Raw genomic sequence first — 16,017 nt, 5'->3', positions numbered from 1 at the left:
GAGACAGAAAAAGACGATGGAAGACCTGCAACACGCCCCCGTGGTGCTTGATGTCGCCGGCCTGAGCCTGAGCGATGCCGAGCGTGCGCGCCTGCGCCACCCCTTGGTTGGCGGCCTGATCCTGTTTGCTCGTAACTTTGAGAGCCGCGCCCAGTTGCTGGCGCTGACGGCCGAGATCAAGTCGATTCGGCCCGATCTCTTGATCTGCGTGGACCACGAGGGCGGCCGCGTGCAACGTTTCCAGACCGATGGGTTTACGCATCTGCCTGCCATGCGTAGTCTCGGCGAGTTATGGATGGCGGATGCGCTCCAGGCCACCGCGGCGGCCACGGCTGCAGGTTTTGTGTTGGCCGCCGAGCTGCGCGCCTGTGGTGTGGATTTCAGCTTTGCCCCGGTGCTGGATCTTGATCATGGCGAGAGCTCCGTCATCGGCACCCGCAGCTTCCACCGCGACCCACGCGTGGTGGCCTTGCTGGCCAAGAGCTTGCAGCATGGTTTACTGCTGGCCGGCATGGCCAGTTGCGCCAAGCATTTCCCCGGCCATGGCTACGTCAAGGCCGACTCGCACGCCGAGGTGCCGGTGGACCGGCGCAGCCTCAAGGCTATCCTGGCCGAGGATGCGAAACCGTTTGAATGGCTGGTCATGAGCACCGGCGCGGTGATGCCGGCCCATGTGATCTACCCCAAGGTGGATGCCCGCCCGGCCGGATTCAGTGCGCGCTGGTTGCAGGAGATTCTGCGTGAGCGTCTGGGCTTTGGCGGCGCCATCTTCAGCGATGACCTGGGCATGGCCGGCGCCCGCGTGCTGGAAGGCCGCGCCATCGGCTATGTCGAGGCCGCGCTGGCGGCCCTGCAAGCCGGTTGCGATCTGGTGCTCTTGTGCAATCAGTCGAACGTCGACGGCGGCCGTGCGCTGGACGAGTTCCTCGATGGCCTGCTCGCCGCCCAGGCCCGCGGCGACTGGCAGGCCAGCGCGGAGAGCGAGGCCCGCCGCGCCGGCCTGCTGCCGCAGTCAGCGCCGCTGACCTGGGACGAGCTGATGCACGACCCGGCCTACCACCAGGCTTTGCAAAGCCTGCCGTGAATGTCAGAGGCCTGCTTCGCCATGACAGAGCCTGTCTCACCCGACCCCAGGCCTGAGCCGCCCCTGGCGCCTGATCTGGATGCCTGCTGCGGCAATGGCTGTGATCCCTGCATCTTCGATCTGCATGACCTGGCCATGGACCAGTACCGCCACGCTTTGCGCGCCTGGGAGGCGCGACAGCCCCAGGCACTCTGACCCGCGGCTGCCAGAAGCATCCGTTCGAACTCAGCGCTTGAGGTTCTTGCCGCTGGCTTCCATCTGCATGTCCATGCTCATATTCATGGCGGGCTTGCCGGCAGCCTCGATGCGCATGTTCACGGTCATTTCCATTTGCTGCGTCAGCATCAGGCGGTCGGCCAGGCGCAGGCTCATGCGGCCCTTGCCCTGGCCGGAGGCTTTCATGGAGGGCATGGGCTGGTTCTTGGCATCCGCGGCGGCCGGCGCGCTGCTGGCGGTGTCGGCTGCCGAGGCGGCGGCTGGGCTCGATGACGCCGGTTCTGCACTCGACGCCGTATCGGGTTTGCTGCCATCCATGTCCATGCTGATGCGAACGCCGACGTCAAAGTCGGCCACGCCATTTTCCAGCTTGACCAGGGTGTAACGACCCACCATGTTCACGCCCATGCCGCGGCCATTGGGGACGGGCAGTGCCATGTCCAGCGGCATCTCGGCCGATTCGCCGACCTTGAGACGGCGCCCTTCCAGGCCGGTCATGCTGGTCAGCAACTGTTTCAGCAGGCCCTCCGACAGACCGTTGCTTGCCGAATCGGTCCCCGCCAATTGCATGGACTGGAACCTGCTCGTCTTCTGGTTCAGCTTGGCGTCAATCTTGATGTCGATCGTGGACTTGGCGGGCCCCACGCGCTCACCGGCGGCGTTGCTCATTTCCATGGGCAGACTCTTGCCGCGCAGTTGCAGCTGGAAGTTGCCTTCCTTGTCGGCGGCCGTGGTCGTCATCCGCTGATCGAACTCGCTGCGCATGGTCATGGGCATCTTGGCGGCCTGCATGGCCTGCTCCATCTTGGCGCGCTCGTCCTCGCTCATGCCCTCGCGCGGCTCCATGCGCATGTCCATCTTCATGGTCATCACGGAACGGATCTGGTGGCGTTGCTGCGGCAGGGGGAAGAAGCGCAGTTCGACTTCATCCGTGGCCGCCGCCGCGGCGGCGACCTTGGCCTTGGGCGTTGCCGCCTGGCTGGCAGGCAGCAGGCCGGCGCTGAGCAGAAGCAGGGCGGCCAGGCCGCGGGTCAGGCCGCAGGTTAGGCCTGTGGATTTGAGGTGCTGGGACATGATGAACTAGGACTCCCTCGAGTGCGTGTGATGTGCGTGTGATTGGGACGGTGGCTCGCTGGTCGCTAACGCCCTGAATGAGCAGCGAGCTGGGCGTGCAGACGAAAAAATGCCGCCTGGCTGGCGGTGCAGCGAGGCGGCATTGTCGGTGGGGCTGGGGCGTCTGCCCAGCCCTCCAAAGGGCGAGAGCGCCCGACCGGGGCCGGCGGCCCCAAGTCGGCTTCTTACTGCTCGAAAGGCAGCTTGAACTGCGAGAGGTCCTTGCGGGTCTCGACCAGCACCAGCGGGCCTTCGTCGATGCTGACCACGGGCGCGCGTTCACGCGGCACATGGACCGGCTTCGGCTCGGCGGCGATGGCTTCCTGGACGGCACGGATCTTGTCGGCATCCGAGTTCACCCATTGCAGACCGCTGGAGGCGGCAAGCGCCTGCAGGTCGTCCATGGGCAGCTCGAAGGCGGGCAAAGCGGCTGCCGGTGCGGCAACCGCAGTAGCAGCTGCTGCGGCGGGTGCTGCTGCCGGAACCGGCGCGCTGGTAACAGCCTCGGCGGCCAGATCCAGCTGCACAGGCGCTGCCGGAGCTTCGGACGCCACGGCGGTGGGCGCGGCTGTGGCCTCGCTCACGCCTTCAGTTGCGGCGCCTTCGGCACTGGCTTCGTTGCTAATGCTGCTTCCTGCCTCGCCGGCGTCATCGCGGCGTTCACGGCGGACGCGGTCACGGCCGCCACGGCGACGGCGGCCTTCGCCACCTTCATTGGGCTCGGCACCTTCGGCCGGTGCAGTGCCAGTGGCCTCGGCTGCGTTGTCGCTGGCGCTGTCCTTGGCTTCGCTGCTGCCTTCGGCGGCGCCGGCGTTGTCACCGGCTTCGACGCTGCGACCGTCTTCACGGTCACGACCACCACGGCGGCGGCGACGGCCGCGACCTTGGCGCTCTTCGCTACCCTGGCCTTGCTCGCCATCGGCCGAAGCCTCGCCTTGCACCTGGCCGATCGCTGCCACGCCTTCCGGCTGGGTGTCGACGAAGTCTTGTTGCTGCTGCTCGTTCAGGCTGGTGGGCAGGGCGGCTGCGGCTTGTTCGCCGTTGCGCTCACTGCGTTCGTTGCGATCGCCACGATCGGCACGTGGCTCACCACGTTCACCGCGCGGGCGACGGCCACCTTCGGGGCGCTCGCTGCGCTCCGGACGATCGGCACTACGCTCAGGGCGCTCGGCGCGTTCCGGACGCTCGCTGCGGGCTTCGCCACCTTCGGCGCGTTCCGGGCGACGGGCGCGTTCCGGGCGCTCGGCACGCTCTGGGCGACCTTCGGTGCGGGCTTCGTTCCGGCCCTCGCCACGTGCTTCTCCACGTGCTTCCCCGCGGCCGGCGCCTTCGCGCTTGCCGTTGCGATCGCCACGTTCGCCACCACGTTCACCACTGCGCTCGGCGCGGCTGCCACGGCCACCGCGGGCGCCGTCACGGCCACCTTCACGACCACCTTCGCGGCCGCCCTCACGCTTGCGCTCACCGCCTGCTCCAGCAGCGGAACCCGCGGCCGGCTTGGCGGCGGCAGGGGCCGCTGCCGGGGCTTCCGCCGGGCCACCGAACAGGCTCTTGATCCAGCCGAAGAAGCCACCGCCAGCGGCCGGGGCTGCGGCCACCGGTGCTGCGGCCGGCGATGCGGCGCGTGCTGCCGGCTCGGCCTTGGGGGCCGGTGCCGTGGGCATGGGCGCGGGTTGCTCGGGCAGGATGCCCTTGATCACCGGCTCTTGCTTGCTGCGGCCCTTGTCGCTGTCTCCACGACGGGTGATGCCCACCTCGTCGGTCGGCTCCTCGATCATGGTGTAGCTGGCTTGCAGGTTCTCCAGACGCGGGTCGTCGTGGCGCAGGCGTTCCAGCTTGTAGTTGGGCGTGTCGAGGTGCTTGTTGGGCACCAGCAGCACGGTGACGCGCTGCTTCAGTTCGATCTTGGTGATCTCGGTGCGCTTCTCGTTCAGCAGGAAGGAGGTCACTTCCACCGGCACTTGCACGTGCACGGCGGCGGTGTTGTCCTTCATCGCCTCTTCCTGGACCATGCGCAGGATCTGCAGCGCCGAGGACTCGGTGTCACGGATGTGGCCGGTGCCATTGCAGCGCGGGCAGGTGATGTGGTTGCCTTCGCTGAGTGCCGGGCGCAGGCGCTGGCGGCTCATTTCCAGCAGGCCGAACTTGCTGATGGAGGCGAACTGCACGCGGGCGCGGTCATTGCGCAGGGCGTCACGCAGGCGCTGCTCGACTTCGCGGCGGTTCTTCGACTCTTCCATGTCGATGAAGTCGACCACGATCAGGCCGCCCAGGTCGCGCAGACGCATCTGGCGCGCGATTTCATCGGCGGCTTCGAGGTTGGTGCGGGTGGCGGTCTCTTCGATGTCGCCGCCGCGGGTCGAGCGGGCCGAGTTGACGTCCACCGACACCAGCGCTTCGGTGTGGTCGATCACGATGGCGCCGCCCGAGGGCAGATTGACCGTGCGGCTGTGGGCGGTTTCGATCTGGTGTTCGATCTGGAAACGGCTGAACAGCGGCGCGTCGTCACGGTAGCGCTTCACGCGATGGCCCTGGTCGGGCATCACGTGGTTCATGAACTGGTGGGCCTGTTCGAACAGGTCGTCGGTGTCGATCAGGATTTCACCGACATCGGCGGTGAAGTAGTCGCGGATCGCGCGGATCACCAGGCTGGATTCCTGGTAGATCAGGTAGGCGCCCTTGCCACCCTTGGCCGCATCGTCGATGGCGGTCCAGAGCTTGAGCATGTAGTTCAGGTCCCACTGCAGCTCGGCGGCGGAGCGGCCGATGCCGGCGGTGCGGGCGATCAGGCTCATGCCCTTGGGGTACTCGAGCTGGTCGAGGTTTTCCTTCAGCTCTTCGCGGTCTTCGCCCTCGATGCGGCGGCTCACGCCACCACCGCGCGGGTTGTTGGGCATCAGCACCAGGTAGCGGCCGGCCAGCGAGACGAAGGTGGTCAGGGCAGCGCCCTTGTTGCCGCGCTCTTCCTTTTCGACCTGGACCAGCAGTTCCTGGCCTTCCTTGATGCAGTCCTGGATGCGCGCCGAGCGCACGTCCACGCCTTCACGGAAATACTGGCGGGCGATTTCCTTGAAGGGCAGGAAACCGTGGCGGTCTTCGCCGTAGTCGACAAAGCAAGCCTCGAGCGAAGGCTCGACGCGGGTCACGACCGCTTTGTAGATATTGCCCTTGCGCTGTTCGCGGCCTTCGATCTCGGTCTCGAAGTCGAGCAGCTTTTGGCCGTCGACGATGGCGAGGCGCCGTTCTTCCGGCTGCGTCGCATTGATCAGCATGCGTTTCATTGACATCACTCCTCGCGCGCGGTCGTCGGGTTTCTGGCCCGAACGGCCCGTGCGCACACACATCACGTCGCTGCGACAGCCGGGGTCTTGAAGACCCTGGCCGGGCGGCGACTCATCGATGCACGGGCAATGCGGAGGAACCGAGGAAGGAATCGCCCTGGACTGTCAGTGTTTGCGCCACCTGGAGGGGTGGGCGCTCAGCTGGCCAGCGTTGGCGCGTGCGGCGCAACAGGCGGCGCGGAGGCCCGCTCCCATGAACGCGCAGCGCGGGCGGCAAAGGCCCGAGGGTGCTGCGCGGCCCGGCCACGGCGGCGCGCCAGCCTCACCGGCGCGGGGCCGGGGCTGCATGCAAAGCGGTGGGGGGTGGGGGGAGTGAGGGAAATCATCCGCGAGGACTGTTGGACGCGGGCAGCAGGCGGTCAGACCATGGGTCGACCGGCCTACCGCCGTGGAATACCTTGTCTGCTACCCAATGCAGCTCCTTGCACAAGGCATGGATGGCGCGCATTCGGCGTGGTTCGTTCTACATCGCTCTGCCACACACACACAGTGGCCGCCGTGTCACTTGGGGACAGGGCCCGCCGCCGGGCGTTTGTGTTGCATCACCGGTTGTTTGATGGGGTTCAAGGCTTCGTGCTTGACGGGCATCAAGCCCCATCGCCACCTTGCTGCCGCCGGCATGACCTTTGTCTGGCCTTGATTCCTGACCGATCCTGCGTGGGCCTGAGCCCAGGTAAAATCAGAAAAATCAAATACTTACGGCAGTAACGTGGTGAGCAACATTATAAGGGCTAAAGCCAGAGCACCGGCCGCCACAGAAACCCGGAAGTCAGGCCCCAAATCGGGCGCCCGTTCGCCTGCGAAGGCGGCGGGGCGGCCTGGGGCCAAGGCCAGCGGCCAGCCGGCCCGGCCCGGGCGCCACAAAGGGCCTTTGCTGGGCGAGCGGGTGCCTGTTGCGCCGGCCAAGAGTCGCCCGGTGGCGCGAACCGCCGCGGTGCCAGCTGCGCCTTCGGCCCCCGCAGAGGCAGCCACAGCCCAGGTTCGTCGCGTCCTGGTGGACGAGGGCTCCGAAGGGCAGCGCTTGGACAACTTCTTGCTGCGCGAACTCAAAGGCGTGCCCAAGACCCATGTCTACCGCGTCATTCGCGCCGGCGAGGTGCGGGTCAACAAGGGTAGGGCGCAGGCTGACACGCGCCTGGAACTGGGCGACGAGGTGCGCATTCCGCCGGTTCGTTTGCCCGAGCGAGCCCAAAGCAGCAGCGAATTTGTGCCCGCGCGCGAGTTCCCCGTCGTCTACGAGGACGATCACCTCCTGGCCATCAACAAGCCGGCCGGTGTGGCCGTGCACGGCGGCTCCGGCGTCAGCTTCGGTGTCATCGAGCAGTTGCGCCAAGCTCGGCCGCAGGCGAAGTTCCTGGAGCTGGTGCATCGCCTGGACCGGGAAACCTCGGGACTGCTGCTGATCGCCAAGAAGCGCAGCGCCCTGGTTGCGCTGCAGGACCAGTTCCGCGAACGCGAAACCGGCAAGACCTACGCCGCCCTGGTGGCTGGGGTCTGGCCGGCCAATTTGAAGGTGATCGATGTGCCGCTGCTCAAGTTCGTCGGCAGCGACGGCGAGCGCTGGGTGAGGGCGGTGACGAATTCGCATGATCCTCAGGCCGAGCAGGCCAAACGTTCGATCAGCCTGGTCAAGGTGGCGCAGGCCTTGAATGGCTACAGCCTGTTGGACGTGACCATCAAGACCGGGCGCACGCACCAGATCCGTGTGCACTTGGCTCATGGCGGCCACGCCATCGTGGGCGACCCCAAGTACGGCGATTTCGAAGCCAACCGTGCCCTGGCGCGCGGCGAGCACCGCTTCGAGCGCATGTTCCTTCATGCCCAGCGCCTGCGCTTTGTGCACCCGGCGCGCGAGGGCGAGGAGATCGAACTGCTGGCGCCGCTGCCCGAGGAATGCCAGCGTCTGGTCGCGGCCCTGCAGCCGAGCAAGGGCACAAAATGAGCCGTCCTCAGCGTTTCGATTTGATCGCTTTTGACTGGGACGGCACCTTGTTCGATTCCACAGCGCTGATCACGCGAAGCATCCAGAGCGCAGCAGTGGACTTGGGCCTGCCGCGGCCCAGCGATGCGCAGGCCAGCTATGTGATCGGCATGGGCTTGCAAGCCGCCATGGCCCACGCCGTGCCGGCGTTGCCCGAGGCTCGCTTTGCCGAGATGGGCGAGCGCTTTCGTCACCATTACCTGGCAGCCCAGCATGAGGTGATTCTGTTTGCTGGCGTGGTCGAGATGCTGGCTGCCCTCAAGGCCCGCCATCACTGGCTGACGGTCGCCACCGGCAAGAGCCGGCGTGGCTTGGACGAAGCCTTGCAAGCCGTAGGCTTGGACCGGGTGTTTGACGGCAGCCGCACGGCCGACCAGACCCAAGGCAAGCCGCACCCGCAAATGCTGCTGGAGTTGATGCGTGAATTTGGGGCTGAGCCCGAGCGCACCTTGATGGTCGGCGACACCAGCCACGATCTGCAGCTGGCGTTGAACGCCGGCTGTGCCAGTGTGGGCGTCAGCTACGGCGCGCATGATCACCACAGTTTTGCCGAGTTCAAGCCCCTGCATATCGCTCACGACGTGGCCGATTTGCAGCAGTGGCTGCTTGCAAACGCCTGAATTGAAAGCATGGGCCTGATATGAACGACCCGAAGACCCCGATGCCTGCGCAAGCGCTGTGCAGCTCCGACGAGCTGCAGGAGCGCGGCCGCGCTCACACCTTTGATGTGCTGCAGTACCGGCAGCCGGCGCGCGCCTTTGCCCTGCGTTTCGAGGGCCAGGTGGTGGCGTACCTGAACCGTTGTGCCCATGTGCCCACCGAGATGGACTGGCAGGAGGGCGAGTTTCTGGACGGCGACAAGCAATACATCATGTGCTCCATCCATGGCGCGGTCTATGACCCCTTGAGCGGCCGTTGCGTGACCGGCATGTGCGGTCGCAGCGGCCTGACCAAGATTGAGGTCAAGGAGCTCGAGGGTCAGGTGTATTGGTATCCTTCCCGCGATACCCGACCCGTGTTTGATGACACCCAGCCCGACTGAACACGAGCGGCCCGGCCCCCGAGCTTTGAGAACGAACGACCCTGTTTGCGAGATCCCATGAGTAGCCACGATGAACTGCCGCAGCCGATTGCGGACCCGCTGATCGAAGGCGTGCAGCCTGTGTCTGCAGCGCCCTCGTCGGCACCTGGTGCCGCTGCAAACTCGGCCACGGCAGGCACTGCCGCCATGCCTGGGGCCTCTGCCTACGAGCCCGTGTTGCTTGAATTCGCTCGCGAGTACCTGCGTGACCGCCGCAGCGAGCGCCGCTGGCGCTTGTTCTTCCGCATGTTCTGGCTGCTTCTGCTGGCATTCGCGGCCTGGCTGTTCTTTTACCCGCCGCATCTGCACCGGCCCAGCAACAACGCACCGCACACCGCCCTGGTCGAGGTGCGCGGCGAGATCGCAGCCGATACCGAGGCCAGCGCGGAATTGATTCTTTCGGCCCTGAAAGAAGCCTTCGAGGATCCGGGTTCGCAAGCCGTGGTGCTGCGCATCAACTCGCCCGGTGGCAGCCCGGTTCAGGCCGGCATCATCTATGACGAGATCCAGCGCCTGAAGGTCCTGCACGACAAGAAGGTGTTTGCCGTGGTCGAGGAAATGTGCGCTTCGGGCGCCTACTACATTGCTGCGGCGGCCGATGAAATCTATGTCGACAAGGCCTCGGTCGTGGGCTCTATTGGCGTGCTGATGGACGGCTTCGGCTTCACCGGTCTGATGGGCAAGCTCGGCGTGGAGCGCCGCTTGCTGACCGCGGGCGAGAACAAGGGCATGCTGGACCCCTACAGCCCGGTCTCGCCCAAGCAGCAGGCCTACGCCCAGACCATGCTGAACCAGATTCACCAGCAGTTCATTGCCGTGGTGCGCGAAGGCCGGGGCAAACGTCTGAAGGAAACCCCGGAGATGTTCTCGGGCTTGTTCTGGAACGGCGAGCAGGCGGTCAAGATGGGCCTGGCCGATGAATTCGGCAATCTCGACTATGTCGCCCGCGAGGTGGTCAAGGCCGAGGAAGTGATCGACTACACGCCACGCGAGAACGTGGCCGAACGCTTGGCCAAGCGCTTCGGAGCAGCCATGGGTGAGGGCGTGGTCAAGGCGGCCCGCGGCGGCTTGAGCATGCGCTGATTCGCGGCAGTAGCTCTGGGTTTATGAAAAGGGGAGCCGGTCCGGGAAGATCGGCTCCCTTTTTCTTGCTGAACCCGTCCTGGACTTTGCTTTCGCAAGCCGGGCGAACACGCAAAGAAAAGCCGGCTCCAAGGGAGCCGGCTTTTCTTGGGCTTGCGCTTGAATCAGTAGCGACCGCCGCCAAAACCACCGGTGCCATAGCCGACATCGGCGCGTTTGCTTGCTTTGTACCCGGCCGCGCTGTAGTCGCCGGCCTTGTCCTTGTCTTCGCGCGGGCGCGCCAGAGTCACCACAATCGAGCGGCCATCGACGCTCATGCCGTGCAAGGCCGAAATCGCGGCCTGGGCCAGCTCTGGAGAGGCCATCTCCACGAAGCCGAAGCCTTTGGAGGTGCCCGTGTCCCGGTCCATCATGACTCGGGCGGAGGACACGGTTCCGAACTCGGAAAAGTTGCTTTTCAGGCTCGAGTCGGTGACGGAATAGGGCAAGTTGCCGACGTAGATTTTGCTGCTCATGGTGGAGTCTTTCTGAATGGATCGTGACGCGATGTCAGGATGTGCTGGCTGGGAACAAGTGGCGTCCACAGCGGCTGTGGCTTGTGGATAGATCTGTGGGGGACAGATCTCAGCAATCAGGTGGGTGACTCATGCTGGCCTGCAGCCAGCCCTGGGTGACCGCAAAAAGCCGTGCGCCTGCGCGCGAGGCAAAGGTCTTGTCGACTCGATACACAGGGCTGGATTTGCCCTGGTCTTGAGTGCGCTGAACCGAAAAAGAGGCTCGGAATCGGCCGCAGTCGGTTCGGTGTGTCGTGGGCGAGACGACGAACTGGCCCATGGGTATGGCGTGATTTGTAATCTGGTTCAATCAAAAACTGCAGGCTGGAGTGGCCCGCGTGACCATCGTGTCACTCACAGGAATGCGCTGTCATCGCTATCCCCGCAAGCGTGTCAAGGTCGCTTCACGCGACCGCTGTGGGTGTTTCCCGGCGTCTGAGACAGGCGTCAGGACGAATGTCCCACATCGCTTTATACCATTCGAATACAGAATTACTGATCTTTATTATTTTTGGTATTAAAAGTGAGCTGCCATGCGAGCTGAGGCGAATGAGACCTCAGACACCCTCGCGAACGACCTGATCTGCTCTTGCGCTTGCCGCCTGGCGCATCGAGCGCAAAGCACCGCCTCCATCAGGGGCCCGTGCTGCCGCCAGCCTCCCCACGGTGAGCGGCGATCTTTACACCTTCTTGATACCCATCCCCCCAGCTTCTACGCCGGCCTGAGGCGCCCGTTTTTAAGCTTGCTGCATCGCAACATTCCAGTGAGTTGAATGCAATGGACGGGTTTTTTCTGGGTTTGAGTCTGGCGCTGTTCGGCCTGGCCGTGGGTCTGGCCTTGGCCAGCCACAAGCTGGCAGGTGACAAGTCATGAGCGCCTTGTACTGGCTCAGTGGTCTGGCTGCGGCCGGCCTGTTCGCCTACCTGCTGTACGCCTTGCTGCGTGCCGAGGAGTTCTGACATGGATGCCTTGGCTTGGATCAATCTGGCCCTGTTCATGGGCTTGCTGCTGCTCGCGGCCTGGCCGCTGTCGCGCTGGCTGACGGCGGTGGCCGGCGGCCAACTGCCGCGCTGGATGCAGTTCTGCGAGCGCCCCTTCTACCGCCTGGCCGGTGTCGACGCGCAAAGCGGCATGCACTGGAAGCAGTACGCGCTGGCCTTGCTGCTGTTCAACTTCATCGGTGTGCTGGCCGTCTATGGCCTGCAGCGTTTCCAGGACCTGCTGCCGCTGAACCCGCAAGCCTTCGGCGCCATCACGCCGGACTCGGCCTTCAACACCGCCATCAGCTTCGTCACCAACACCAACTGGCAGGGCTATGGCGGCGAGTCCACCATGAGCTATCTGACCCAGATGCTGGCGCTGACGGTGCAGAACTTCGTCTCGGCCGCCACCGGCATTGCCGTGGTGTTCGCGCTGATCCGCGGTTTCTCAGGCAAGCTCGCCGGCACGGTGGGCAATTTCTGGGCCGACCTGACCCGTATCACCTTGTGGGTGCTGCTGCCGCTGTCCCTGCTGCTGGCCGTCTTCATGGTCGGCCAGGGCGTGATCCAGAACTTTGACGCCTACCGGGACGCCAAGACCGTGGAAGTGCAGAGTTACTCGGTGCCCAAGCTGGGCACTGATGGCCAGCCCCTGCTCGACGCCGAAGGCAAGCCGCTGAGCGAGACCGTCAGCAGCCAGAGTCAGACCCTGGCCATGGGCCCGGTCGCCTCTCAGCTGGCCATCAAGATGCTGGGTACCAATGGTGGTGGTTTCTTCAACGCTAACTCGGCCCACCCCTTCGAGAACCCGACGCCGCTGTCCAATCTGTTGCAGATGCTGGCGATCTTCCTGATTCCGGCCGCTCTGTGCTTCAGCTTTGGTCGCATGGTCGGCGATTCGCGCCAAGGTGTCGCGATCCTGGCGGCCATGAGCGTGCTCTTCATCGCCGGCGTCATCGTTGCCACCGGCGCTGAACAGTCCGGCAACCCGGCGCTGACTTCCCTGGGCGTGGACCAGAGCGCCAGCGCCCTGCAGTCTGGCGGCAATATGGAAGGCAAGGAGGCTCGCTTCGGCATCAATGCCAGCAGCCTGTTTGCCGTCATCACCACAGCGGCCTCCTGCGGCGCCGTCAACAGCATGCACGACTCGATGACGCCGATCGGCGGCCTCGTGCCTCTGGTGATGATGCAGCTGGGCGAGGTGGTGTTCGGCGGCGTGGGCACGGGCCTGTACGGCATGCTGGTGTTTGCCATTCTGGCCGTCTTCATCGCCGGCCTGATGATCGGCCGCACGCCCGAGTACCTGGGCAAGAAGATCGAGGCCTATGAGATGAAGATGGTGTCCATTGCCATCCTCGTCACACCCATGGTGGTGCTGGTCGGTACGGCGGTGGCCGTGCTGGCCGATGCCGGCCGGGCCGGCATTGCCAACCCGGGCGCTCATGGCTTCTCCGAAATCCTGTATGCGCTGACCTCGGCCGGCAACAACAACGGCAGCGCCTTCGCCGGCCTGTCCGCCAACACGCCCTTCTACAACACCTTGCTCGGTGTCGTGATGTGGCTGGGCCGCTTTGGCGTGATCGTGCCCGTGCTGGCCCTGGCCGGCAGCCTGGCCGCCAAAAAGCGCATCCCCGTCAGCGGCGGCACCCTGGTCACCCATGGCCCACTGTTTGTCGGCCTGCTGATCGGCACCGTGCTCCTGGTGGGCTTGCTCAACTACGTTCCATCCCTGGCCCTCGGCCCCATCGTCGAGCACCTGGTGCTCTGGAAGCTGTGAGGGACATGCAATGACTACCCAAAGCAATCAACAAGGCAGTTCGTTTTCGCTGCTCGATTCCAAGCTGGTCAAGCCGGCCCTCGCGCAGTCCTTCGTCAAGCTGGACCCGCGCGTGCAATGGCGCAATCCGGTCATGTTCGTGGTCTACATCGGCTCGCTGCTGACCACGGCGCTGTGGCTGATGAGCCTCGGCGATGCCACGATAGCCGGCACGGAAGGCTCGGGCTTCATCCTGGCCGTTTCGCTGTGGCTGTGGTTCACCGTCATCTTCGCCAACTTCGCCGAAGCCATGGCCGAGGGCCGCTCCAAGGCACAAGCAGCCTCGCTGCGCGGGCTCAAGAGCAAGACCTGGGCGAAGAAACTGACCCAGCCTGTTCACGGCTCCAGCTGGCATCCGGTGCAAAGCGATGAGCTGCGCCGCGATCATGTGGTGTTGGTCGAGGCCGGCGATCTGATCCCGCTGGACGGCGAGGTGATCGAAGGCGTGGCCTCGGTGGACGAGAGCGCCATCACCGGCGAGTCGGCACCAGTGATCCGTGAGTCGGGCGGCGACTTCTCCTCCGTCACCGGCGGCACCCGCGTGCTCTCGGACTGGCTGGTGGTGCGCATCTCGGTCAACCCGGGCGAGTCCTTCCTGGACCGCATGATCTCCATGGTCGAAGGCGCGCGCCGCCAGAAGACGCCCAATGAGATCGCGCTGACGATTCTGCTGGTGGCACTGACCCTGGTCTTTCTGGTGGTCACCGTGACCCTGCTGCCCTTCTCGATGTTCAGCGTCTCTGCCGCCGGCGCTGGAACGGTCGTGTCCATCACCGCCCTGGTGGCTCTGCTGGTCTGCCTGATCCCGACCACCATTGGCGGCCTGCTCTCCGCCATTGGCGTGGCCGGCATGAGCCGCATGATGCAGGCCAATGTGATCGCCACCTCGGGCCGTGCGGTCGAAGCCGCCGGTGACGTCGACGTGCTGATGCTGGACAAGACCGGCACCATCACCTTAGGCAACCGCCAGGCCAGCGCCTTTGTGCCGGCGCCCGGTGTCAGCGAGCAGCAGCTGGCCGACGCCGCCCAGCTGTCCTCGCTGGCCGATGAGACGCCCGAAGGCCGCAGCATCGTCGTGCTGGCCAAGACCCGCTTCAATCTGCGTGAGCGCGAGATGAGCACGCTGGACGCCCAGTTCGTGCCCTTCACGGCCCAGACCCGCATGAGCGGTGTCGACCTGGCCGGAGGCCGGCAGATCCGCAAGGGCGCCGGCGATGCGATTCGCCGTTATGTCGAGAGCCTGGGCGGCAGCTTCCCCAAGGAGCTGAGCGCTGCGATCGACGACATCGCCCGCCGCGGCAGCACGCCGCTGGTGGTGGCGGAATGGAGCCCCCCGGCGCCGGGTACGGCGCCGACCCCCCACGGGGATGCGTCATCGGCTTGGGGCGGCCCGGCGCCGATGACAGGCGCTCGCGCCCTGGGTGCTGTCGAGCTCAAGGACATCGTCAAGGGTGGCATCAAGGAACGCTTCGCCGAGCTGCGCCGCATGGGCATCAAGACGGTGATGATCACCGGCGACAACAAGCTGACGGCGGCTGCCATCGCGGCCGAGGCCGGTGTGGATGACTTCCTGGCCGAGGCCACGCCCGAGGCCAAGCTGCAGCTGATTCGCGACTACCAGGGTGAGGGCCGCCTGGTGGCCATGACCGGTGACGGCACCAACGATGCGCCCGCTCTGGCCCAAGCCGATGTGGCCGTGGCCATGAACACCGGCACGCAGGCGGCCAAGGAAGCCGGCAATATGGTGGACCTGGATTCCAACCCCACCAAGCTGCTGGAGATCGTCGAGACCGGTAAGCAGCTCTTGATGACGCGTGGCTCGCTGACGACCTTCTCCATCGCCAACGATGTGGCCAAGTACTTCGCCATCATCCCGGCCATGTTTGTGGGCGTCTATCCGCAGCTGACGGCGCTCAATGTGATGGGCTTGCACAGCCCGTCCTCGGCCATCTTGTCGGCGGTGATCTTCAACGCGCTGATCATCATCGCGCTGATTCCTCTGGCGCTGCGCGGTGTGCCCTACCGCGCCATCGGTGCGGCCGCGCTGCTGCGCCGCAATCTCGCGATCTACGGCCTTGGCGGCCTGATCGTGCCCTTCATCGGCATCAAGGCCATCGACCTGATCCTGGTCGGCCTGCGCCTGGTCTGATTCGAAGAAACGCGAAGGACTCCCATCATGATGCTCAAGCAACTTCGTCCCGCCCTGGTCAGCTTTGTGCTGCTCAGCGCCGTCACCGGTCTGATCTACCCCTTGGTCGTCACCGCCCTCAGCAAGCCGCTGTTCCCGGCCGAGGCGAGCGGTTCGCTGCTCCGCAACAAGGACGGTGACATCATCGGCTCCGAACTGATCGGCCAGAACTTCAGCTCGCCCCAGTATTTCTGGGGCCGGCCCTCGGCCACCGCGCCCATGGCCAACAATGCCGGAAGTTCCTCGGGTTCCAACCAGGGCCCGCTGAACCCGGTCCTGACGGATGCCGTGGCCGCTCGCGTGGCTGCCCTGCGTTCGGCCGACCCGGGCAACAACCAGGCCGTGCCGGCCGATCTCGTCACCGCCTCGGCCAGCGGCCTGGATCCGCACATCAGCATGGCTGCCGCCCGCTACCAGGCGCCGCGTGTCGCCCGTGAGCGCCAACTGCCTATGAAAGAGGTGCTGCGCCTGATCGAGGCCAACACTGCGTCGCGCGACCTGCAGGTGCTCGGCGAGCCGCGCGTTCATGTGCTCAAGCTCAATCTGGCGCTGGATGAGCATGGAGTCTGAGCTGATGTT

Annotated in this window: 14 protein-coding genes; 10 read left to right on the top strand and 4 right to left on the bottom strand. The window is 65.3% G+C overall.

The features are described from left to right. The first annotated feature begins 16 nt into the window (after window positions 1–16). The gene (gene nagZ / locus LNV28_RS22050; RefSeq protein ID WP_263520301.1) at window positions 17–1,084 is read left to right on the top strand and encodes a beta-N-acetylhexosaminidase; all 1,068 of its coding nucleotides are present in this window, start codon (window positions 17–19) and stop codon (window positions 1,082–1,084) included. 21 nt (window positions 1,085–1,105) lie between these two features. Next, window positions 1,106–1,279 (top strand): oxidoreductase-like domain-containing protein, encoded by a 174-nt coding sequence (locus LNV28_RS22045; protein ID WP_263520300.1) that lies wholly within the window; start codon window positions 1,106–1,108, stop codon window positions 1,277–1,279. 30 nt (window positions 1,280–1,309) lie between these two features. Here the strand turns inward: LNV28_RS22045 and LNV28_RS22040 are convergent, their stop codons facing one another. Further along, on the bottom strand, window positions 1,310–2,374 hold the full coding sequence (locus tag LNV28_RS22040; protein WP_263520299.1) for a hypothetical protein: 1,065 nt from the start codon (window positions 2,372–2,374) through the stop codon (window positions 1,310–1,312). Window positions 2,375–2,598: 224 nt separating this feature from the next. Beyond that, on the bottom strand, window positions 2,599–5,694 hold the full coding sequence (locus LNV28_RS22035) for an Rne/Rng family ribonuclease (RefSeq protein WP_263520298.1): 3,096 nt from the start codon (window positions 5,692–5,694) through the stop codon (window positions 2,599–2,601). A 976-nt stretch (window positions 5,695–6,670) separates the two neighbouring features. On the opposite strand from LNV28_RS22035, the gene LNV28_RS22030 reads away from it, so the two are divergent. The 4 genes from LNV28_RS22030 to LNV28_RS22015 are packed head-to-tail and all read left to right on the top strand — an operon-like array spanning window position 6,671 to window position 9,899. Then, window positions 6,671–7,696, top strand: a complete 1,026-nt coding sequence (locus tag LNV28_RS22030) for an RluA family pseudouridine synthase (RefSeq protein WP_411970011.1) — start codon at window positions 6,671–6,673, stop codon at window positions 7,694–7,696. After that, window positions 7,693–8,355: an HAD family hydrolase gene (locus tag LNV28_RS22025; RefSeq protein ID WP_263520297.1), complete on the top strand. Its 663-nt coding sequence runs from the start codon at window positions 7,693–7,695 to the stop codon at window positions 8,353–8,355. Before LNV28_RS22030 ends, LNV28_RS22025 begins: the two co-directional genes overlap by 4 nt. 20 nt (window positions 8,356–8,375) lie before the next feature. Beyond that, window positions 8,376–8,777 (top strand): Rieske (2Fe-2S) protein, encoded by a 402-nt coding sequence (locus LNV28_RS22020; RefSeq protein WP_263520296.1) that lies wholly within the window; start codon window positions 8,376–8,378, stop codon window positions 8,775–8,777. Between the two features lie 57 nt (window positions 8,778–8,834). Beyond that, entirely contained in the window at window positions 8,835–9,899 is a 1,065-nt protein-coding gene (locus LNV28_RS22015; protein WP_411970010.1) for a S49 family peptidase, read from the top strand. Window positions 9,900–10,063: 164 nt separating this feature from the next. Here LNV28_RS22015 and rbp read toward each other — a convergent pair whose 3' ends face one another. Both rbp and LNV28_RS22005 read right to left on the bottom strand, forming a co-directional pair. Then, entirely contained in the window at window positions 10,064–10,414 is a 351-nt protein-coding gene (gene rbp / locus LNV28_RS22010) for an RNA-binding regulator (protein WP_263520295.1), read from the bottom strand. 109 nt (window positions 10,415–10,523) lie between these two features. After that, on the bottom strand, window positions 10,524–10,733 hold the full coding sequence (locus tag LNV28_RS22005; RefSeq protein WP_263520294.1) for a hypothetical protein: 210 nt from the start codon (window positions 10,731–10,733) through the stop codon (window positions 10,524–10,526). 590 nt (window positions 10,734–11,323) lie between these two features. On the opposite strand from LNV28_RS22005, the gene kdpF reads away from it, so the two are divergent. The 4 genes from kdpF to kdpC are packed head-to-tail and all read left to right on the top strand — an operon-like array spanning window position 11,324 to window position 16,008. After that, window positions 11,324–11,413, top strand: a complete 90-nt coding sequence (gene kdpF / locus LNV28_RS22000) for a K(+)-transporting ATPase subunit F (RefSeq protein WP_263520293.1) — start codon at window positions 11,324–11,326, stop codon at window positions 11,411–11,413. Between the two features lies 1 nt (window position 11,414). Next, window positions 11,415–13,211, top strand: coding sequence for a potassium-transporting ATPase subunit KdpA (gene kdpA, locus LNV28_RS21995; protein ID WP_263520292.1), 1,797 nt, complete (start codon window positions 11,415–11,417; stop codon window positions 13,209–13,211). Between the two features lie 10 nt (window positions 13,212–13,221). Continuing rightward, entirely contained in the window at window positions 13,222–15,399 is a 2,178-nt protein-coding gene (kdpB, locus tag LNV28_RS21990; protein ID WP_263520291.1) for a potassium-transporting ATPase subunit KdpB, read from the top strand. Between the two features lie 27 nt (window positions 15,400–15,426). Next, the gene (gene kdpC, locus LNV28_RS21985) at window positions 15,427–16,008 is read left to right on the top strand and encodes a potassium-transporting ATPase subunit KdpC (RefSeq protein WP_411970009.1); all 582 of its coding nucleotides are present in this window, start codon (window positions 15,427–15,429) and stop codon (window positions 16,006–16,008) included. The last annotated feature ends 9 nt before the right edge of the window (window positions 16,009–16,017 follow it).

It is taken from the genome of Paucibacter sp. DJ2R-2, assembly GCF_025717675.1.
Classification (GTDB): domain Bacteria; phylum Pseudomonadota; class Gammaproteobacteria; order Burkholderiales; family Burkholderiaceae_C; genus Paucibacter_A.
The sequence above is the reverse complement of the archived record's forward strand: the minus strand, read 5'-3'. Positions and strand labels throughout refer to the sequence as shown.